Origin of the sequence: Microbacterium oxydans (assembly GCF_006540085.1) — a bacterium.
In the GTDB taxonomy this organism is placed as follows: domain Bacteria; phylum Actinomycetota; class Actinomycetes; order Actinomycetales; family Microbacteriaceae; genus Microbacterium; species Microbacterium oxydans.
This window is the reverse complement of sequence record NZ_BJOG01000001.1, coordinates 559,022-579,553: the sequence shown is the minus strand read 5'-3', so window position 1 is coordinate 579,553 and position 20,532 is coordinate 559,022. Positions and strand designations below refer to the sequence as shown.

Genomic DNA, 20,532 nt, shown 5'->3' with positions numbered 1-20,532 from the left:
GCCCGGCACACGAGAGTGTGGAGACGAACCAGCGCGACGGCCGAATGCCGACCGCGAGAACAAGGGAGTCTCCATGTCCAGCGAAACCCTCGTCGTGCCGCTCGTCGATCAGCTCGACGCGTTCTTCGGGCAGTACACGGCCGCGGGTCAGTCGCCTGGTCTGGTGTACGGCCTCGTCGGACCCGACGGCCTGGAGCACACGCGCGGGTTCGGCACCGCCGACGACGAAGGCACGTCTCCCGACGCCGACACCGTCTTCCCGATCGCCTCGATGACCAAGAGCTTCGTCGCGCTCGGTGCCCTGCTCGCCCGCGACCGCGGCCTCCTCGACCTGGAGGCGCCCATCACCGACTTCTACCCCGAATGGCACGGGACCGTGGGCGACGAACCGGCAATCGCTCCGACCCTGCGGCAGCTGCTCAGCATGGGCGGAGGTCTCACCGAGGACAACTCCTGGGTCGACCCGTTCCTCGGCCTCTCCGAAGCGGAGCTGGTCGAACGGATCAGACCCGGCTTCAACTACAGCACCCACCCCGGAAGCGCCTTCGAGTACTCCAACATCGGCTTCACGATGGCCGGTCTCGCGGTGGGCACAGCCGTGGGCCGCCGTGTCGAGGACTGGGTCACCGATGAGATCCTGCGCCCGCTGGGGATGAACAGCACGTGGTTCGACAACCGCGCTCCGGAGGGCGGCTTCGCGAGGGCGGTCGGCTACTCGCTGGACAGCGCGGGCGACTGGGTGGGCTTCCCGTCGGAAGTGTCCGACGCCATGGCCGCGGCCGGTGGCATGCAGTCGACCATCAACGACCTCAGTGTCTGGGTCAGGTTCCTCGCGGCATCGACACTGCCTGGCAGCGACGATTCCGTGGTGAGCCGGGCTTCACGACGAGAGCTGCAGCGCATCCATCAGGTCGACATCCCCTCGCTGCAGGCCCGCCCCGACGGCTCCTGGAAGTTCGTCGCCGGCGGCTACGCGCTCGGCCTCTTCGTGCGCGAAGACCTGCACCGCGGACGCATCGTCACGCACAGCGGCGGCCTCCCGGGGTTCATCCTGAACATGGTGTGGCACGCGGGGTCCGGCATGGGCATCGTCGTCTTGACGAACAGCCACCGGAGCAACCCGGTCGCCCTCTCGGAGGAGGCGCTGTTCCGCGCACTCGCCTTTCACGACGCCCCCGCCCGCACCGTGCAGCCGTGGCCGGAGACACGTCTGCTGATGTCCGCGGCCGACGCGCTGATCCGGTTCTGGGATGACGACGCCGCTGCCGCGATCTTCGCCGACAACATCGACTTCGACCGCCCGCTCCTCCAGCGCCGGGCCGCGATCGAGGAGCTCATCGCCCTGGTGGGTCCGCTGCGCGACGACCTCGGCACGCCAGAAGTCGTCTCCGCGGCGACACCGGCCGACATCACCTGGTCGATCCCCGGCGAGCGCGGCGAGCTGATCTGCATGATCCACCTCACCCCGGTGCGGCCGGCGCAGATCCAGGAGTTCGAGGTCGTGGCGGTCGATCGGAGCGTTCCGCGCGCCGCCCGCCCGACCGACATCTCCGCCCGGCGCCGCGCCTACGCCCGCCCGACCGTGAGCTCGCTGCCGAACACGCACGTCATCTGACGTCGCGCCCGTCAGGGCGCCATCGAGTCAGCGGAGCGATCAGCCGCACGGTCAGCCGCGCGGTAGCGGAGCGGTCAGCCGCGCGGCTCGAACCGACGGACCGGATGCGTGGCGGCGACCAGCTCGCGCAGCCCCTCCAGGTCGGTGACCGCTGCGCCCAGCGCACGCGCCTGCACGAGCACGTTGCCGAGCGCGGTCGCCTCGACGGGGCCGGCCAGCACCGGCAGGGCCGAACGATCGGCGATGGCCTGGCAGAGGAGCGCGTTCAGGGATCCGCCGCCGACGAGGTGGATCACGTCGACCTCACGCCCGGAGAGGTCGGACGCCGCGCGCACGGTCTCGGCGAACGCCGCGGCGATACTCTCCACGATGCTGCGCGTGAACACGGCTCGCTCCGTCGGAGCGGATGCTCCTGACGCCTCGACCAGCGTCGCGATGCGGCTGGGCATGTCGCCGGGTGCACTGAGCGAAGGATCGTTCGCATCGAACAGCGGTACGTCGTCCGATACGGCGGCCGCCTCCGCGAGCAGCTCGGTCAGGTCGATGCGTGCACCGTCCTGAGCTTCCCACGCCCGCACGCTCTCACTCAGCAGCCACAGGCCGGTGACGTTGTGCAGGAAGCGGTATCGACCGTCTACGCCGAGCTCGTGCGTGAAGTTCGCCTCGCGCGCCGCATCCGTCAGCACGGGCTCCGCCAGTTCCAGACCCACCAGGCCCCACGTGCCGCACGAGATGTAGGCGGCTGAGGGCGATGTCATGGGGACGGCGACGACGGCAGAGGCGGTGTCGTGCGACCCGACGGCGATCACGGGGAGAGCCTTGCCGACGAGTTCGGCGAGCTCGGGCCGCAGCGACCCGATCACCGCGCCGGGGTCGACCAACGGAGGCAGGAGACGCGGCGGGATGCCGATGCGCGTCGCGAGGTCGGTGTCCCAATCACCGTCGTCGATGCTCAGCAGGCCCGTCGTGGAGGCGTTCGTGCGCTCGGCGACGCTGGCACCGGTGAGGAGGAATGCGACCAGATCGGGGACGAGGAGCACGGTGTCGGCCGCGGTCATCCGTTCGTCCACCCGGTACTGGTACAGGGTGTTGAACGGCAGGAACTGCAGGCCGTTGCGAGCGTACAGCTCAGAGAACGGCACGATGGCGTGCACCTCGGCGACGCCCTGAGCCGTGCGGGAGTCGCGGTAGTGAAACGGCTCGGCGAGGAGAACGCCGTCCGCGAGCAGGCCGTAGTCGACGGCCCAGGAGTCGATCCCGATGCTCTCGATCGTCGGCTCCCGCCGCACCGCCTCCGCCAGCCCGTCCACGACGTGCGCATACAGGGCGTCGAAGTCCCAGTGCAGTCCGTCCTCCCGCTCCACGGGACCGTTCGGGAAGCGGGACACGAGTTCGAGCTCGAGCCGCCCCTCCCCGATCCGCCCGATCATCACGCGGCCGCTGGTCGCCCCGAGATCGACGGCCGCGACCGCGCGAACGCTCATCGCAGGAACGCCGCGGCGACGCCGGAGTCGACCGGGATGTGCAGGCCCGTGGTGCGGCTGAGCTCGGGACCGGTCAGCACGTACACCGCGTCCGCCACGTTCTCGGGCACGACCTCGCGCTTGAGGATCGTGCGGTTGGCGTAGTACTGACCGAGGTCTTCCTCCTTGACCCCGTAGGTGGCGGCACGGTTCGCACCCCACCCGGAGGCGAAGATGCCCGAGCCGCGGACCACGCCGTCGGGGTTGATGCCGTTCACACGGATACCGTACTCGCCGAGCTCGACCGCGAGCAGCCGCACCTGGTGTGCCTGGTCGGCCTTGGTCGCGGAGTAGGCGATGTTGTTGGGTCCTGCGAAGACCGAGTTCTTCGACGAGATGTAGATGATGTCGCCGCCGAGCTTCTGGTCGATGAGCACCCGAGCGGCGGCCTTCGAGACCAGGAACGACCCCTTCGCCATCACGTCGTGCTGCAGATCCCAGTCCTTCTCCGTGGTCTCCAGCAGCGGCTTCGATAGCGAGAGCCCAGCGTTGTTGACCACGAGGTCGACGCCGCCGAAGGCGAGCACAGCCTCGTTCAACGCGGCCTGGACAGCGTCGGCATCCGCCACGTTCGCGGCGATGCCGATCGCGACATCGGTGTTCCCCAGCTCGGCGGCCGCCGCCTGCGCCTTCTCGAGGTCGAGGTCGGCGATCACGACGCACGCACCCTCGGCGGCGAGACGGGTGGCGATGGCCTTGCCGATGCCGGAGGCGGCACCGGTGACGAAGGCGATGCGTCCCTGGTGCGACTTCGGCTTCGGCATCCGCTGCAGCTTGGCCTCCTCCAGCGCCCAGTACTCGATGTCGAACTTCTCGGCATCCGAGATCGGAGCGTACGTCGAGAGCGCTTCGGCGCCGCGCATCACGTTGATCGCGTTCACATAGAACTCGCCGGCGACGCGGGCGGTCTGCTTGTTGGCGCCGTACGAGAACATGCCCACGCCGGGGATCAGCACGATGAGCGGGTCGGCGCCGCGGATGGCAGGCGACTCGGCCGTGGCATGCGCGTCGTAGTAGGCCTGGTAGTCGGTGCGGTACTGCGCGTGCAGCTCGTGCAGGCGGGCGATCTGCTCCTCGACGGATGCGGTGGCCGGCAGGTCGAGGATCAGCGGCTTGACCTTGGTGCGCAGGAAGTGGTCGGGGCAGCTGGTACCGAGGGCGGCGAGCGTCGGCGCCTTCTCGGAGGCCACGAAGTCGAGCACCACGTCGGCATCGGTGAAGTGCCCGACCATCGGCTTGTCGGTCGAGGCGATGCCGCGGATCGTGCCGGCGAGGGCCGCCGCGCGCCCACGCCGATCCCCAGCCGGGAGGGCCTCGAAGCCCGAGCGGACGCCGCCGAACGGATCGGCCTTGCCGTTCTCCGCGATGTAGGCGGCTGCGGTGTCGATGATCCAGAGGGAGTTCGCCTCCGCCTCCTCCGAGGTGTCGGCCCAGGCGGTGATGCCGTGTCCGCCGAGGATGCAGCCGATCGCCTGCGGGTTCTGCTTCTTGATCTCGGCGATGTCGAGTCCGAGCTGGAAGCCGGGCCGCCGCCACGGCACCCAGACGACCTTCTCACCGAAGATCTTCGCGGTCAGCGCTTCTCCGTCGGCCGCGGTGGCGATCGCGATGCCCGAGTCGGGGTGCAGGTGGTCGACGTGGGCGGCGTCGACCAGGCCGTGCATGGCGGTGTCGATCGACGGCGCAGCCCCGCCCTTGCCGTGCAGGCAGTAGTCGAACGCGGCGACCATCTCGTCCTCGCGGTCGAGCCCGGGGTACACGTCGACGAGAGCGCGCATGCGGTCGAGGCGCAGCACCGCGAGGCCCTGCTCGGTCAGCGTGCCCAGGTCGCCACCCGAACCCTTGACCCACATCAGCTCGACCGGCTGCCCCGTCACCGGATCGGTCTCGGTGCCCTTCGCGGAGGTGTTCCCGCCGGCGTAGTTGGTGTTCTTCGGGTCGGCGCCGAGGCGGTTCGACCGGGCGATCAGAGCGGCGGCGGTGGCGTTGGTCATGACTCTCCAAGACAGGGGCGGTGCACACGACCGTGCACACTCGTACTGTTACTTCATGTGAAAGATAACACGAACCGACGTCAAGGAGAAGGGTTCCGGTGATCAGAGGATGTCCGCGATCCCTCGGAAGGCATCCAGCCGCTCGTCCGCGGGATCGAGCTCCGTGATCAGCACGGAGATCTCATCGCCGTCGAGCGCGCGGGCCACCGAGCGACGGCCGAGCTTGCTGGAGTCGACGCACACGACCGTCGTTCCGGCGTTCGCGGCCATCGCCTGCTTCAGCTCGGCCTCTTCGACCGACACCTCGGACGTGCCGTCGGCGCCGTCGAGCGCATCCGCCGAGGAGAAGAACGCGTCGAAGTAGACCGAGCGCATGCTCCGGCGGGCGATCGGCCCGACGAGACTGCCCGTGGTGGGCTCGGCCGTGCCGCCGGAGATAACCGCGGTGACGCCGTCCAGCGGCTGCAGCACCTGGAACGACTCGAACGAGTTCGTGTAGACGGTGAGCCCTGCGCGCGGCCCGATCGCCGACGCGAGCATGTTGACCGTCGAGGAGGCATCGAAGGCGACACTCCCCTGGGCGGGGACGAGGCGCAGGGCCTTCTCGGCGATCGCTCGCTTCGCGCTGGCCCTGATGGCCCGACGCGCATCGAAGGGGCGGGCGCGCGGCGCCGCCGTCGCCCCGCCGCGCACGCGGCGCACACGACCCTCCGCCTCGAGTTCGAGCAGGTCTCGACGGATCGTCATCGACGACACCGCGAAGAGCTCGGCCGCAGCCTCGATCATCACACCCTGGGGGCCGTTGGCGAGTTCGACGAGTTCGTCTCGGCGTCGTTGCGCCTCGAGATTGCCGGAAAGAGCCATGGGAGGAATCTATCCGGTGCGCGCGATGAGACGGATCGCGCGACCAGCGACCTCGATCGCGCGCGCTCATATGAGCGGTGAGTGTTCCAGGTTGAGCGCCCCCGCTAGGCTCTGCTCATGCTCGGAAACACCACGGAACCACTCCTCGGCCGCGTGGCCGTCGTCACCGGCGGAGCGCGGGGCCTCGGCTACGCCATGGCCGAGGCCCTCGCCTCCGGGGGCGCCGAGGTCGCACTCCTCGACCGCCTCGACACCGTCGCCGAAGCCGCCGATGCCCTGGAGTCCGCTTCGGGTCGACGCTGCCTGGGCGTCAGCGTCGATGTCGCCTCTGAGGCATCCGTCGCCGCCGCCTTCGACATCATCGGCGAGCGGCTGGGCGCGGCAGACGTGCTCGTCAACAGCGCCGGCATCACATCGGGCGCGCCCCTCCTCGACACCAGCACGGACGACTGGCGGCGGGTGCTCGACGTCAACGTCACCGGCACCTTCGTCACGAGCCGTGAGTTCGCACGCCGGCACGTCGAGGCGGACCGCGGCAACCCGGCCAGCATCGTCAACGTGTCGTCGATGTCGGCGTTCGCCGTGAACATCCCGCAGACCCAGGCCGCCTACAACACCTCGAAGGCCGCGGTGTCGATGTTCACGAAGAGCGCGGCGATCGAATGGTGGCCTCTCGGCATCCGCGTCAACGCGATCGCCCCCGGATACTTCGCCAGCGACATGACCAGGGACTTCGTGGCGGAGAACCCCGAGATGGCCGACGAGTGGGTGCGGCGCATCCCGGCGGGGCGCATGGGACAACCCGAAGAGCTCGGCGACCTCCTGGTCTATCTCGCGAGCGAGCGCTCGAGCTATGTCGTGGGGCAGAGCATCCTCATCGACGGGGGATACACCAGCGTCTGAGGGCTCACCGGACCATAGGCCCGAACCAGAGGCCCGGCCATAGGCTGAGTGGCATGCCCGAACTGCCCCTCGGCTCGGCGACCTTCCGAGCTGCCGCCGTCGATCTCGGCGGGTCCAGCGGTCGTGTCGTGAGCGCGACCGTCGACGGCGAGCGGTTGCGGATCGACGGGGTGCACCGGTTCCGCAACCGTGCGTTCACGGATGAGCTCGGCCTGCGGTGGGACGCACAACGGCTGTATCGAGATGCACTCGTCGGCCTCACCCGGCTGCGCAGGGAGGGGCCGGCCTTCACCAGCATCGGCGTCGACGCGTGGTCGGGCGACTACGGCCTGCTCGGCTACGACGGTCTCCTCGATGCTCCCTTCCATCAGCGCGACGCCCGCACCGAGCGCAGCTTCCCGATCGTCGAGGAGATCCTGCCCGCCGCCGAGGCCTTCCGCACGACCGGGGTCACCGCGCTCCCCATCATGACGATCTATCAGCTGGCGGCCGACCGGGAGGCCGGACGACTCGACACCGTGCAGCAGATGCTGCTGATGCCCGATCTGCTCGGACGCTGGCTCGGCGCCGCGGACGTCGCCGAGGCCACGAACGTCTCCAGCACCGGCCTCGCACTCCCCCGCGGCGGCGGCTGGGATGTCAGCCGGATCGAGGCTCTGGGCCTGCCGTCGAGGATCTTCCCCGACGTCGTCTTCCCCGGCACGGTGACCGGCCGTGTCTCCGAGGGGATCCTCGCCCCCGGGGACGCGACCGACATCACCGCCGTGGCCTCACACGACACCGCGAGCGCGGTGATCGCCGTGCCAGCCCGCGATCAGGATTTCGCGTACGTCTCGTGCGGCACGTGGATCCTCACCGGCGTCGAGGTCGATCACCTCATCACCAGCGACCAGGCCCGCGAAGCGGGTTTCACGAACGAGCTCGGCCTCGACGGCACCGTACGGTTCCTGCGCATAGCCGCGGGACTCTGGATCGTCAACGAATGCATGCGGGAATGGGGGCTCGACGACTGGGGGGCGCGCAGCACAGCCGCCCGCCGCGACCTGCTGGCCCGTGCGGACGCCGCCCCGAGCGCCGGAGTGCTGGTCGACACCGGCGACCCCCGCCTGCTGCGACCGGGGCAGATGACCGCGCGCATCGCCGAACTCGTGGCCGAGTCCGGCGGACGCATGCCGACCGACCGCGCCGGAGTGGTGCGGCTGGTGCTGGAGAGCCTCGGCGCCTTCGTCGCCCGGCAGGTCGAGGAAGCGGCGACGCTCTCGGGCGTGGACGTGCGGGTGATCCATCTGGTCGGGGGCGGCTCCGAGTCGTCGATCCTCGCCCAGGCGGTCGCGGATCGCTCCGGCCGGACGGTGACGGCCGGGCCATCGGAGGCCACATCGATGGGGAACCTCCTGGTGCAGGCCCGTGCGCACGGCGCAGTGCACGGAGGCCTCGCCGACCTGCGCCGCATGGTGCGCGCCTCCACCGAGCTGCGGAACTACGAACCCGCCCCGCGCTGATGCGGTGCGCAGGTCGCGCTCAGACCGGCGACTCGAGCAGCCGTCGGGCGAGAGCCGCGTCCGTCACCAGGGAGTCGACGATCCCGGAACGCAGCGCAGCGATGACGGCACCTGTCTTCGACGGGCCGCCGGCCACCGCGATCACCTCGGGGATGTGCCGCAGCTGCTCGGTGGACACCGCGAGCGACCGCTCGGCCACCGACCCCACCACGGCTCCGTTCTCGTCGATGAGCGTCGCGCAGATCTCCGCCTTGACGCCGGCGGCGAGCAACTCGTCGAGCGCGCCCGCCCTCCCCGCATTGTCGTAGAGCTGAGAGTCGGGCGGACTCCACGATCCGACCGCGACGACGGCCTTGGTCACCGAGTCGAACCGGCGGAAGGTCTCCATGATGCCGGGTTCGCGCCGCAGAGCGGAGGCGGTCGCTGCGGTCTCCACGAGCAGGGGCGCGAAGATGGCGCGGGAGCGACCGCCCGAGATCCGACTCACCTGGCGGATCACCTCGACGCCGTTCTCGGGCGTCGGCGCGGCGACCCCGGCGAGCTGGACGACCTCGCACGTCGCCAGGGTGCGCAGGTGCCCGGCCATCGCGGTCAGGGTGCGACCGGCCGTGAGCCCGAGCACGTCGCCGTCGGTGACGATCTCGCTGAGCAGGTCGGCGGCGGCACGACCCAATCGGTCCTGGATCAGCTCGGGCGTCGTCCCCGGGGTGATCACCGCGAGAGCGCGTGTGAGGCCGAACCGAGCGCGCAGCTGCATCGACAGGTCGAGATCGAGCGAGTCCGGCGCCTCGATCGTGATCTTGACCAGCCCCTGCTCGAGCGCATCCTCCAGCATCCGGGCGATCTTGAAGCGCGAGAGACCGAGCTCTTCCGCGATCTCGATCTTCGTCCGCCCTTCGAGGTAATGCCGGCGTGCGACGTGCGAGATCCGCACCAGCTCATCGGGTCCCATGTCGCCTCTTCCTCTCACGCCGCCAAGTCCGATCAGCATATCCGGATCCGACCGCTTGCGCTCATCTGAGCACCTGGTTGTCTCATCCGTCACGCATGGCTAATGTCGGTCGAGCAATCACGACCGCGCGACTGCACACGCACCACGAGGAGCCCGATGAAGCGCACTGAACTGCCGACGACCATGCGTGCGAGCGTGCTGGTCCGAGCCGGCGAGCTGACGATCGAGACCCGCCCCGTGCCGGCCCCCGCCCCCGATCAGGTGATCGTCCGGGTGAACGCGGTCGGCATCTGCGGCTCCGACGTCCACTACTTCCACGAGGGACGCATCGGCGATTTCGTCGTGGAGGAGCCGCTCGTCCTCGGCCACGAAGCCGGCGGCACCATCGTCGCGGTCGGCGCCGACATCGACCACTCCCGCCTCGGCGAGCGCGTCTCCATCGAACCGCAGCGCCCGTGCCGTGTGTGCGAGTTCTGCCGGAGCGGCCGTTACAACCTCTGCCCGCAGATCGAGTTCTACGCCACCCCACCCATCGATGGCGCCTTCGCCGAGTACGTCGCGATCCAGGGCGACTTCGCCTACGCCGTGCCCGACTCCGTGAGCGACGACGCCGCGGCGCTCATGGAGCCGTTGTCCGTCGCCATCGCCGCCGTGCAGAAGGCGGGGGTGCGCCCGGGCAGCCGGGTGCTGATCACCGGGGCCGGCCCCATCGGCATCGTCACCGCGCAGACCGCACGGGCCTTCGGCGCCACCGAGATCGTGATCAGCGATCCGATGGCGGAACGCCGAGAGGTCGCCCTGCGCTTCGGCGCGACAGAGGCGGTCGACCCCGCCGCAGGTCCCCTCGGCTCGGGATACGACTCCTTCGTCGACGCCTCGGGCTCCCCTGTCGCCGTGAAGCAGGGCATCTCCGCGCTGAAGCCCGGCGGCGTGGCCGTACTCGTCGGCATGGGTGCCGACGAGATCGCCCTCCCCGTCTCCACCATCCAGAACCGCGAGCTGGTCGTCACCGGCATCTTCCGCTACGCGAACACCTGGCCGACCGCGATCGAGCTCGTCTCTTCCGGCGCCGTCGACCTCGACGCCCTCGTGACCGGAACGTTCGGTATCGCCGAGGTCCGGGAGGCACTCGATTCCGCCGCGCAGCCCTCGACGCTGAAGAGCATCGTGCGCCCCGGCCGCGAGCACGCGGGGGACGTATGACCGACCTCGAGCGCACGGGAAGCATCACCCTCGACGAGCAGCCCGACATGCTCGCGTGCATCGACATCCGCAAGGCGTTCGGCGGGGTACCAGTGCTCAAGGGCGTCGGGCTGCATCTCGAGCCGGGCACCGTGACCGCGCTCGCGGGCGAGAACGGCGCAGGCAAGTCGACGCTCATGAAGATCGCCTCCGGCCAGATGAAGGCGGACGCCGGCCAGGTGCTGGTCCGGGGCGAGGAGCTGGCCGCGGGATCGGCACGTGACGCCCACCAGCGCGGCATCGCCATCGTGCCTCAAGAGCTCGCCTCGATCCTCGACACCACGGTGTACGAGAACATCTTCGTCGGACGGGAGCTGCGGGGGCGCCTCGGGCTCGTGGATCGTCGTCGCATGGCCAGAGAGGCCAAGGAGATGCTCGCGGAGTTCGGCGTCGACATCGACCCATCCACGCGGATGGGGTCCCTGCCGGTGGGCCTGCGCCAGATCGTCGAGATCGTCAAGGCGACCAGCACCGGCGCTCGCGTGCTGCTGCTGGACGAGCCGACCAGCGCGATCGCCGAACGCGAGGTGGCCCGTCTGATCGAGAACATGCGGATGCTGCGCGACCGCGGCGTCGCGATCCTCTTCACCACGCACAAGATGGAGGAGATCCGCGCGATCGCCGATCGGGTCGTGGTCCTCCGCGACGGCGGCCTCGTGGCGGACGCGCCGCTCTCGGAACTCAGCGACGACGACATCGTGACCGCGATGATCGGCCGCGAGCTCGAAGACCTCTTCCCCGACCTGCCGCCCGCGTCCGACGACATCGCCCTCTCGGTGCGCGGCCTCGACTACACGCCGGCTCCGCAGCCGGTCGACCTGCAGGTGCGCCGCGGCGAGATCGTCGGACTCGCGGGGCTCGTCGGCGCCGGACGCACCGAGCTCATCGAGGCGCTGTTCGGAGTGCGCTCCTCGACCGCCGGCGAGATCGCCGTCGGGGGCCGTCGCGTCCGCCGCGGACGCCCTGCCGACGCGATCACCGCAGGCATGGCGCTGGTCCCGGAGGACCGGAAGGGCGCTGGCGCCGTGCTCAGCATGGACATCCTGGCGAACGCCACCCTGCCGCGCATGGATCAGTTCTCCGTCGCGGGATGGCTCAAGGGCCGCAGCCGCGTCGACGCGGTCTCCGAGGTCATGAGTTCGGTGAGGCTGCGCAGCCGCGGCCTCGGGCAGCTCATGGAGACGCTGTCCGGCGGCAACCAGCAGAAGGTCGTGCTCGCGCGTTGGCTCACCGGCGAGGTCAAGGTCCTCCTGCTCGACGAGCCGACCCGCGGCGTCGACATCGGCGCCCGCAGCGAGATCTACCGCATCATCACCGACCTCGCCGCCTCCGGCATGGCCGTGGTCATGGCCTCGAGCGATATGCCGGAGATCCTCGCGCTGTCGCATCGCGCTCTCGTGCTCAAGGACGGGGGCGTGGTCGCCGAGCTCGACCGGGCCGCCCTCCAGCAGCCCGACGTGCAGGACCGCATCTTCCGCCTCGCGAGTGGACTCGACATCTCCGAGGCCCCCGCCAGCAACACCGCCCCCTCCGCAAAGGACGACCGATGACCGACACCCGCACCGCCGCGCAGACCTTCGTGCCCGAGTCGGAAGTGAAGCGCTTCAGCCCCACCTGGTTCGGCGACCTCGCCATCCGCTACGCGATGGTGATCGTGATGGTGCTCATCATCGCCTTCTTCCTCTACCGCAGCGCGCGCTTCGGCACGGTCGACAACCTGCAGACGATCCTCGTCGCCGCGGCACCGTTCGCCCTGATCGCCCTCGGACAGACGCTCGTGATCCTCACCGGCGGCATCGACCTGTCGGTCGGCAGTGTCATCGCCGCATCCGCCGTCTTCGGCAGCCTCACCGCGAAGGCCTTCCCCGACCACATCTGGCTCGCGATCGTCGCCGGTGTCGTCGTCGGCTTCATCGCCGGCGCGATCAACGGCTTCGTGGTCTCGGTGATCAAAGTGCCACCCTTCATCGCGACGCTCGGGATGCTCACTCTCGCATCCGGCGTCGCCTATGTCGCGGGCAACGGCGCCCCCATCACCGGGCTGCCCGCCGACTTCTCCCGCATCGCCAACGCGCAGTTCGGCGGGCTCACGCTCCCGGTGATCCTGATGATCGTCGGCATCCTGGGACTCGCGATCATCATGCGCCGCACCACGTGGGGCATGCGCGTGTACGCGATCGGCGGCAACCCGATCGCCGCGGGCATCGCCGGCATCAACGTGGGCCGCACCATCTTCAGCGTGTACGCCATCTCCGGCATGCTCGCGGGGATCTCCGGCGTCATGCTCGCCAGCCGTGTCACCCTCGGCGCACCGAACCTCGGCGTCGGGTACGAGCTCGACGCGATCGCTGCCGTCGTGATCGGCGGGGCGAGCCTGCTCGGCGGTCGCGGCTCGATCTGGGGAACCGCCCTCGGCCTGCTCCTCATCCAGACGCTCAACAACGGTCTCGACATCCTGACCGTGCCCGCGTACTGGCAGAAGGTCATCAAGGGCGTGCTCATCGTCGCGGCGGTGGCCGTCGACGTGTGGGCGACCCGACGACGAAGCCGCTAGCACACCGACGACCACCCCGACGAAGAAGACCCTGCTTCATCGCACCACCCAACGAGAGGAATCCCATGTTCACCAAGAAGAGCCGCATCGCCGCGGCTTTCGCCGTCACCTCCGTCGCAGCACTGATGCTCGCCGGGTGCGGCGCCGGCGACCCGAACGCGAACGCCGGCGGCGCAGACGACAGCGGTCAGGAGCGCATCACCATCGGCGTGAGCGTCTACGACATGTCGTCCTTCGTCACGGAGGGCAAAGAGGGCATCGAGCGCTACGCCGACGAGAACAACATCGAGATCCTGTGGAACTCCGCGGGCCTCGACGTCAACACCCAGGCCAGCCAGGTCGACCAGTACGTGACGGCCGGTGTCGACGCGATCGTCGTCATCCCCGTGCAGGCCGACTCACTGCAGCCGCAGATCGCCGCCGCGAAGGCCGCCGACATCCCCTTCTTCGACGTCAACGCCTCGCTCAACAGCGAAGACCTCACCGGCTCGGTGCAGCCCGATGACGTGGCCGCGGGTGAGCAGGAGGCGCAGATGATGATGGACGCCCTCGACGGGAAGGGAAACGTCATCATCCTGCAGGGACCGCTCGGAGGCTCGGGCGAGATCAACCGCGGAAAGGGCATCGACAACGTGCTCGCCGAGAACCCCGACGTGAAGGTGCTCGCCAAGGACACCGCGAACTGGAAGCGCGATGAGGCCGTCAACAAGGTCAGCAACTGGATCTCGGCCTTCGGCGATGACATCGACGGCGTGATCGCCCAGAACGACGACATGGGCCTCGGTGCACTGCAGGCGCTCAAGGAAGCCGGCATGACCGACGTGCCGATCGTGGGCATCGACGGGATCGCCGACGGCCTCGAGGCCGTCAAGAACGGTGACTTCATCGGAACCTCGCTGCAGAACGGCACGGTCGAGCTGTCGGCCGGTGTCGCCTACGCCGCCGCCATCGTGCGGGGCGAGGACGTCAAGGAGAACCCCGTCTACCTGATGCCCGCGATCACCAAGGACAACGTCGACGAGGCGATCGGTCACGTGGTCACGGAGCGCGACGCGTTCCTGAAGAACCTGAGCGAGATGACCAACAAGAACCTCAAGAGCGGCAACATCGCCTACGAGGGTCTCACCGGCCAGTCCGAGTGACAGCAGCGCCAGGGCCGCGGAGATGCTTCGGTGTCTTCGCGGCCCTGGCGTTCGACGGACTGGTGTCTCACGCACTGGTGTTCCACGGACTGGTCGTTCACGGATGAGGGAGAAGCGGATGCCGACATACGTCGCCGGGGTGGATTCGTCCACGCAGAGCTGCAAGGTGAGTGTGCACGACCTGGAGACGGGAGAGATCGTGCGCTCCGGCCGGGCGGCGCATCCGTCCGGCACGGAGGTGGACCCCGAGGCCTGGTGGTCGGCACTCCAGAGCGCGATCGTCGATGCCGGCGGACTGCACGACGTCGCCGCGATCTCGGTCGCCGCCCAGCAGCACGGGCTCGTGGCGCTCGACGTGCAGGGGCGCGTGGTGCGTGACGCCCTGCTCTGGAACGACGTCCGCAGCGCCGAGGCCGCGGCGGCGCTCGTGACCGAAGTCGGTGCCGAGGAATACGCGCGCCGGGTCGGAGTCGTGCCTGTGGCGTCGTTCACGGGCGCGAAGCTGCGGTGGTTGCGCGAGCACGAGCCGGCCAATGCGGCCAGGGTCGCTGCCGTCGCCCTGCCCCACGACTGGCTCTCCTGGCGGCTGCGCGGCTTCGGGCCGACGGGCGCCAGCGACCTCGGCCCCGACCTCGAGGCGCTCGCGACGGACCGCTCCGATGCCAGCGGCACTGCGTACTGGAGCGCCTCGACCGGTGCCTACGATCTCGATCTGCTCGCGCGAGCGTTCGGTCGCGTCCCGCGCCTCCCCAAGGTGCTCGGACCTGCCGAGAGGATGGGCGTCACCCGCACGGGCACGGTGGTCGGCGCGGGTCTGGGGGACAACGCCGGGGGCGCGCTCGGACTCGATGCCCGACCGGGCGACGCCGTGATCTCGATCGGCACGAGCGGCACGGTCTTCGCCGTGTCCGAACACCCGATCGCCGACGCCACCGGAGCGGTCGCCGGCTTCGCTGACGGGAGCGGGAACCATCTTCCCCTCGTCGCCACGCTCAACGCGGCGCGGGTGCTCGATGCCGTCGCGGGTCTGCTCGGCGTCGACCACGCCGAACTCGCACGCCTGGCGCTGGAGTCAGAGCCGGGTGCGGGCGGACTGGTGCTGCAGCCCTACTTCGAGGGAGAGCGCACCCCGAATCGTCCGGATGCCACGGCCACACTGTTCGGCATGTCGCTCGCCTCCACGCGCAGGGAGACGCTGGCGCGTGCCGCGGTGGAAGGACTGCTGTGCGGGCTCGCCGACGGCCTCGACGCCATCCGCCGGTGCGGGGTACCGGCCTCGCGCATCCTGCTCATCGGTGGCGCCGCACGCAACCCGGCGGTCTCGCGGATCGCGGCGCAGGTCTTCGACGTGCCGATCGTGGTGCCGGGAGTCGACGAGGCGGTCGCCCGCGGTGCTGCCGTGCAGGCGGCGTGGGCGCTCACCGGCGAGCGTCCGTCGTGGCACGACGGCGAGGCACGTGCATTCGCGGTCGACCATCGGCCGATCATCCGCGAGCAGTACGCCGCGCGGAGCTGAGCTCAGGCGCCCCAGCCGGCCTGCACACCGCCCACACGTTCGGCGGCGATCTTCTCCTGGTATCCGGATGCGAGGTACGCGGCCATGGGATCTGCGGGAAGACCGCGCGTCTCGCGCCACTCGGCGAGGGCCGGACGCACGTCGGTGTAGAACGCATCCATGAAGACGGCGTTCGCTCCGAGCACGTCCCCGGACTTCTGCGCGGCGGTGAGGGCGTCGCGGTCGACGAGCAACGCACGGGCGGTCATCTCCTGCACGTTCAGCACCGAGCGGATCTGGCCGGGGATCTTGTCCTCGACGTTGTGGCACTGGTCGAGCATGAACGCGACGTCGGGGTTGTTCAGCCCGCCGCCGCGGATGACCTCGAACAGGATGCGGAACAGCTGGAACGGGTCGGCGGCTCCGACGATCAGGTCGTCATCGGCGTAGAAACGCGAGTTGAAGTCGAACGAGCCGAGCTTGCCGAGGCGCAGCAGCTGCATCACAATGAACTCGATGTTCGTGCCTGGCGCGTGGTGGCCCGTGTCGAGGCAGACCATCGCCTTGTCACCGAGGGAGCTGACCTGCGCGTAGGAGGTTCCCCAGTCCGGAACGTCGGTGTGATAGAACGCCGGCTCGAAGAACTTGTACTCGAGCACCAGGCGCTGGTCGTCGCCGAGGCGGTCGTAGATCCTCTGCAGTGAGTCCTGCAGTCGATCCTGACGCCCCCGCATGTCGGCCTGCCCGGGATAGTTCGACCCCTCGGCCAGCCAGATCTTGAGGTCGCGGCTGCCGGTCGCATCCATCACGTCGATGCAGGCGAGGTGGTGGTCGATCGCCTTCTGCCGGATGGCCGCGTCCTCGTGCGTGAGGGCACCGAACTTGTAATCGTCGTCCTGGAACGTGTTGGAGTTCACGGTGCCGAGGGTCACCCCGTGGTCTTCGGCGTGCGTGCGCAGGTCGGAGTACGAATCCACCACGTCCCACGGGATGTGCAGCGCCACCGCCGGCGCGAGTGCCGTGTAGCGGTTCACCTGTGCGGCGTCGGAGATCTTCTCCCACGGGTCCCGCGGGGTGCCGGGAGTGCCGAACACCTTGAAACGCGTGCCGGAGTTGCCGAAGGCCCAGCTGGGAAGCTCGATGCCCTGCTGGGCGAGGATGGCGAGGTTCGAGGGACTGAGGATGCTCACGATGCGCTGCTTTCGTTGGGGAGACCGGAGGTGGAGAGCTGGTCTTCGAGGTGGAACACCTCGGGAAGTGTGGGTGCCGCCTGGTCAGGGCGGCCGTCGAGGCCGACGAAGAAGCGGGCCATCTCGGCTTCCCAGCGGGCGGCGACCGGCGACGCGGCCAGGTATGCCTGCGCCGCGACATCGTCGTCGGTCTCGTAGTAGCCGATGAGCTCACCGTCGGGAGCGAGGAACAGCGAGTAGTTGCGGCGACCGGCCGCGGCGATCTCGGCGAGCATCTCCGGCCACACCGGCGCGTGACGCTCGCGGTACTCGTCCAGAAGCTCCGGACGCACCTGGAGCTTCACGCATACGCGGATCATGGGGACCTTTCCGGGAGCGTCCGGCCGACACTCGTGCCGGCCGGACGCCCGAAGGTGATCAGAAGTCGAACTCGCCGATGTTGTCGGCGTTGAACACGAACGGATCGCCGAGCACCACGACGCCGTCCTCCCCGACCGTGTACTCACCGAGGTCGCCGGCGGTGAAGGTGTCGCCCTTCTCGCCGGTGATGTCGCCCTCGATCAGCGCCTGCGCCGCGAAGGCCGCCAGGTAGCCGAGGTCCTCCGGGTTCCACAGGGCGAACGACGTGACCGTGCCGTCCTCGACGTATTCGCGCATCTGGTTCGGCGTGCCGAGGCCCGTCAGCGCGACCTTGCCCTTGTAGTCCGAGGTGGACAGGTAGCGGGCGGCTGCGGCGATGCCGACCGTCGTGGGCGAGATGATGCCCTTCAGGTTCGGGTGGGTCTGCAGCAGGGCCGCGGTCTTGTCGAACGACGTCTGGTCGTCGTCATCGCCGTAGACCGTCTCGACCAGGGTGATGTCGGGGTAGTCGCTGGCGAGGTAGTCCTTCATCAGGTCGATCCAGGCGTTCTGGTTGGTCGCGTTCGCCGAGGCCGAGAGGACGGCGATCTCTCCCGCACCGCCGATCTGCTCGGCGATCTGGTCGACCTGCGCCTTCGCGATGCCCTCCGAATCCGCCTGGTTGACGAAGACGTCGCGGCACTCCGGGTTGGTGTCGGAGTCGAAGGTGACGACCTTCACTCCCGCGTCGCGGGCCTCGTTCAACGCGTCGCAGATGGCCTTCGGGTCGTTCGCCGAGACGACGAGTGCCCCGACGCCCTGCTGCGTCGCGGTGTTGATGTAGCTGACCTGGGCGTCGGGAGTCGCTTCGGCCGGCCCGACCTCGGCGAACGTGCCGCCGAACTCCTCGACGGCGGCCTTGCCACCCTTGCTGGAGGTGTCGAAGTAGGGGTTTCCGAGGTTCTTGGGCAGGAAGGTGACGGCGAGGTTGCCGTCACCGCCGTCGCCTCCGCCACCGTCGCCACCGGTGCTCGTGCATCCGGACAGGGCGACCGCGGCGGCGACCGCGAGCGCAGCGACAGCGGTCACGCGTTTACGTGCAAACATCATTGTTCTGTTCCTTTCGTGAGGGTGTGCCGCAACCGCGGCGTCGGCGTCATGAAGCTGTGGGTGCGGCGCCGGTGGTCGATCGTCCCGGTCTGCGACGAGCCTTCTGCAGCCAGGCGAGGAAGCTCGCGGCCACCACCGAGATGACCAGGAGGGCGCCGGTGATGATGTTGATCACGTCGGAGGTCACGTTCATCAGACGCAGTGCGCTGGCGAGCGAGCCGATGAGCAGCGCCGCCGCGACGACCCCGTAGATCTTGCCTCGGCCGCCGAAGACCGAGACGCCGCCGAGCACGACCGCCGCGATCACCTGCAGTTCGAGGCCGGTGGCGTTGTCGCCCCGCGCGCTGCCGTAGCGGAGGGTGTAGAAGATCCCGGCGAACGCGGCGACCACTCCGGAGAGTACGAAGAGGATGAACTTCGTGCGCTCCACGTGCACGCCCGAGAACCGTGCGGCGTCCTTCGAGAGGCCGATCGCGTACACGCCACGACCGAACGGTGTGTAGTGCAGCAGCAGGATGAACGCGACCAGGAGGAGCAGGAACGGGATCATGATGACGGGGATCGTGGTGCCGGCGAGCTTCGCCTTGGCGAGATCGGTCCAGAACTCCGGGAACTCGGTGACCGCCGTCGTTCCGAGCAGGCCGACCGCGAGGCCGCGAAACAGCGCGAGCGTTCCGATGGTCACGGCGAGCGACGGCAGACCGACGACGGTCACGAGGAATCCGTTGAAGGCGCCGCCGACCAGACCGACGAGCAGCGCCGCGAGAGCCGCGACCTCGAAGGGGATCCCACCCTGCACGAGAGCCCCCGTGACGACGCTGGAGAGGCCCACCATGCTGCCGACCGACAGGTCGATCTCGCCCGTGATCATCACCAGCGTCATGGGCAGGGCGATCAGGAGGATCGGCGCGATGTCGAGGAGCAGGTACGTCAGCGTGATCGGCTGCCCGAACCCGCGTACGGTGCTCGTGGAGACGATGATGACGACGATCAGCAGGGCGACGATCGCCATCTCCCTGGTGAGGAGCACGCGGCGCCAGAGCGGCTTGTCGAAGTCGCGGATGACCCGGGTGGTCGCGGTCGTGGTCGCGGCGGTCATGACTTGTCCCTCGCTTCGATGAGCCGTCGTTTCTGGCGGACGGCGAGCACGCGGTCGAGCACGATCGCGCCGATGATCAGCAGGCCGACGACGGCACGCTGCCAGAAGTCGGGGATGCCGAGGATGGGGAGCGCCCGGTTGATCGTGAGCAGCAGCACCGCACCGATCGCCGCGCCCCACACGGAGCCGATTCCGCCGGTGATGGCGACGCCGCCGATCACGGCGGCACCCACCGCGTCGAGCTCCCACCCGGCTCCGGCCTGCGAGTTGATGGTGCCGTAGCGGGCCGCGTAGAACACTCCGGCGAGACCGGCGAGCGCCCCGGAGACGACGAAGGCGGTCAGCACGCGACGGGTGACGCGCAGGCCGTAGAGCTCCGCAGCCGCCGGATCGGATCCGATGGCGTAGTACTCCCGACCACCGCGCGTGTTCTTCATGTACCAGGCGGCCGCGGCGAGCACGATGAGGGCGACGATCGTGAGGATCGGGATGCCCACGAGCTGCCCGGTGCCGAGGGCCAGGAAGTCCTTCGGCATGTCGGACGCGTTCACCCGGTCGCTGCCGGTCCACAGCACGTTGATGCCGCGGTAGGCGTAGAGCGTACCGAGCGTGATCACCATGGCCGGCACCTTGGCGAAGGCGACCAGTGCCCCGTTGACGAGTCCGAGGAGGGCACCGAAGACGACGGCGGCCACGACCACGATCACGATGGGGATGCCGGGCACGTCGATGAACAGGCGGCCGGTGAGGTAGGCGGTGAGCCCCATGACCGAGCCGACCGAGAGGTCGACGTTGCGGGTGATGAGCACGATGGCCTGCCCGACAGCGACCAGCACGAGGATCGAGGGCGTGAGGAGCAGGTCACGCCAGCCGTCGGGGCTGAACAGGAAGTTGGAGTTGTTCGTCGTGGCGGCGACGATCACGAGTGCCAGGGCGAGGAGGATGCCGAATTCGCGCGCCCGACCGAGCGCGGAGAGCTTCTTCGTCATCGACGAGACGGGGATGGCG

General features: G+C 69.2%; 17 protein-coding genes. 8 read left to right on the top strand and 9 right to left on the bottom strand.

All coding sequences use genetic code 11. From position 1 onward, the window contains the following. Positions 1-73: 73 nt before the first annotated feature. Positions 74-1,615, top strand: a complete 1,542-nt coding sequence (locus MOX01_RS02750) for a serine hydrolase domain-containing protein (protein ID WP_141368256.1) — start codon at positions 74-76, stop codon at positions 1,613-1,615. A gap of 74 nt (positions 1,616-1,689) precedes the next feature. On the opposite strand, the gene MOX01_RS02745 is transcribed toward MOX01_RS02750, so the two are convergent. The 3 genes from MOX01_RS02745 to MOX01_RS02735 all read right to left on the bottom strand — a co-directional run bounded on the left by MOX01_RS02745 (position 1,690) and on the right by MOX01_RS02735 (position 5,996). Then, the gene (locus MOX01_RS02745) at positions 1,690-3,099 is read right to left on the bottom strand and encodes a rhamnulokinase (RefSeq protein ID WP_141368254.1); all 1,410 of its coding nucleotides are present in this window, start codon (positions 3,097-3,099) and stop codon (positions 1,690-1,692) included. Next, on the bottom strand, positions 3,096-5,132 hold the full coding sequence (locus tag MOX01_RS02740) for a bifunctional aldolase/short-chain dehydrogenase (protein WP_141368252.1): 2,037 nt from the start codon (positions 5,130-5,132) through the stop codon (positions 3,096-3,098). The genes MOX01_RS02745 and MOX01_RS02740 overlap by 4 nt, the downstream gene beginning before the upstream one ends. Before the next feature lie 102 nt (positions 5,133-5,234). Beyond that, entirely contained in the window at positions 5,235-5,996 is a 762-nt protein-coding gene (locus tag MOX01_RS02735) for a DeoR/GlpR family DNA-binding transcription regulator (RefSeq protein WP_058630755.1), read from the bottom strand. A 117-nt stretch (positions 5,997-6,113) separates the two neighbouring features. Here MOX01_RS02735 and MOX01_RS02730 point away from each other — a divergent pair, with 117 nt between their 5' ends. Continuing rightward, on the top strand, positions 6,114-6,899 hold the full coding sequence (locus MOX01_RS02730; protein WP_141368250.1) for an SDR family NAD(P)-dependent oxidoreductase: 786 nt from the start codon (positions 6,114-6,116) through the stop codon (positions 6,897-6,899). A gap of 53 nt (positions 6,900-6,952) precedes the next feature. Next, positions 6,953-8,401, top strand: coding sequence for a rhamnulokinase (locus MOX01_RS02725; protein WP_141368249.1), 1,449 nt, complete (start codon positions 6,953-6,955; stop codon positions 8,399-8,401). Positions 8,402-8,420: 19 nt separating this feature from the next. Here MOX01_RS02725 and MOX01_RS02720 read toward each other — a convergent pair whose 3' ends face one another. Next, positions 8,421-9,353: a sugar-binding transcriptional regulator gene (locus MOX01_RS02720; protein ID WP_046748663.1), complete on the bottom strand. Its 933-nt coding sequence runs from the start codon at positions 9,351-9,353 to the stop codon at positions 8,421-8,423. Positions 9,354-9,509: 156 nt separating this feature from the next. Between MOX01_RS02720 and MOX01_RS02715 the strand changes: the two genes are divergently transcribed. The 5 genes from MOX01_RS02715 (at position 9,510) to xylB (ending at position 15,807) form a co-directional block, all read left to right on the top strand. Beyond that, entirely contained in the window at positions 9,510-10,556 is a 1,047-nt protein-coding gene (locus MOX01_RS02715) for an NAD(P)-dependent alcohol dehydrogenase (RefSeq protein ID WP_141368248.1), read from the top strand. Beyond that, positions 10,553-12,145 carry a sugar ABC transporter ATP-binding protein gene (locus tag MOX01_RS02710; RefSeq protein ID WP_082738358.1) on the top strand — a complete coding sequence of 531 codons (1,593 nt, stop codon included), beginning with the start codon at positions 10,553-10,555 and terminating at the stop codon, positions 12,143-12,145. The genes MOX01_RS02715 and MOX01_RS02710 overlap by 4 nt, the downstream gene beginning before the upstream one ends. Further along, the gene (locus MOX01_RS02705) at positions 12,142-13,149 is read left to right on the top strand and encodes an ABC transporter permease (protein WP_061015123.1); all 1,008 of its coding nucleotides are present in this window, start codon (positions 12,142-12,144) and stop codon (positions 13,147-13,149) included. Before MOX01_RS02710 ends, MOX01_RS02705 begins: the two co-directional genes overlap by 4 nt. Positions 13,150-13,274: 125 nt before the next feature. Next, the gene (locus MOX01_RS02700; RefSeq protein WP_171011038.1) at positions 13,275-14,291 is read left to right on the top strand and encodes a substrate-binding domain-containing protein; all 1,017 of its coding nucleotides are present in this window, start codon (positions 13,275-13,277) and stop codon (positions 14,289-14,291) included. Positions 14,292-14,409: 118 nt separating this feature from the next. Next, positions 14,410-15,807 carry a xylulokinase gene (xylB, locus tag MOX01_RS02695; RefSeq protein WP_141368247.1) on the top strand — a complete coding sequence of 466 codons (1,398 nt, stop codon included), beginning with the start codon at positions 14,410-14,412 and terminating at the stop codon, positions 15,805-15,807. 2 nt (positions 15,808-15,809) lie between these two features. Here the strand turns inward: xylB and rhaI are convergent, their stop codons facing one another. Genes rhaI through MOX01_RS02670 form a run of 5 tightly spaced genes read right to left on the bottom strand, consistent with a single transcriptional unit; the run spans position 15,810 to position 20,513 of the window. Continuing rightward, positions 15,810-16,976, bottom strand: a complete 1,167-nt coding sequence (rhaI, locus tag MOX01_RS02690) for an L-rhamnose isomerase (RefSeq protein ID WP_174799746.1) — start codon at positions 16,974-16,976, stop codon at positions 15,810-15,812. Continuing rightward, complete coding sequence (locus MOX01_RS02685) at positions 16,973-17,335, bottom strand: L-rhamnose mutarotase (protein WP_058633004.1); 363 nt, start codon at positions 17,333-17,335, stop codon at positions 16,973-16,975. Before MOX01_RS02685 ends, rhaI begins: the two co-directional genes overlap by 4 nt. A gap of 58 nt (positions 17,336-17,393) precedes the next feature. Further along, positions 17,394-18,425, bottom strand: a complete 1,032-nt coding sequence (gene rhaS, locus MOX01_RS02680) for a rhamnose ABC transporter substrate-binding protein (RefSeq protein ID WP_046748657.1) — start codon at positions 18,423-18,425, stop codon at positions 17,394-17,396. A gap of 46 nt (positions 18,426-18,471) precedes the next feature. Beyond that, positions 18,472-19,524: an ABC transporter permease gene (locus tag MOX01_RS02675; RefSeq protein WP_141368246.1), complete on the bottom strand. Its 1,053-nt coding sequence runs from the start codon at positions 19,522-19,524 to the stop codon at positions 18,472-18,474. Then, positions 19,521-20,513, bottom strand: coding sequence for an ABC transporter permease (locus tag MOX01_RS02670; protein ID WP_113680124.1), 993 nt, complete (start codon positions 20,511-20,513; stop codon positions 19,521-19,523). Before MOX01_RS02670 ends, MOX01_RS02675 begins: the two co-directional genes overlap by 4 nt. Positions 20,514-20,532 lie beyond the last annotated feature (19 nt).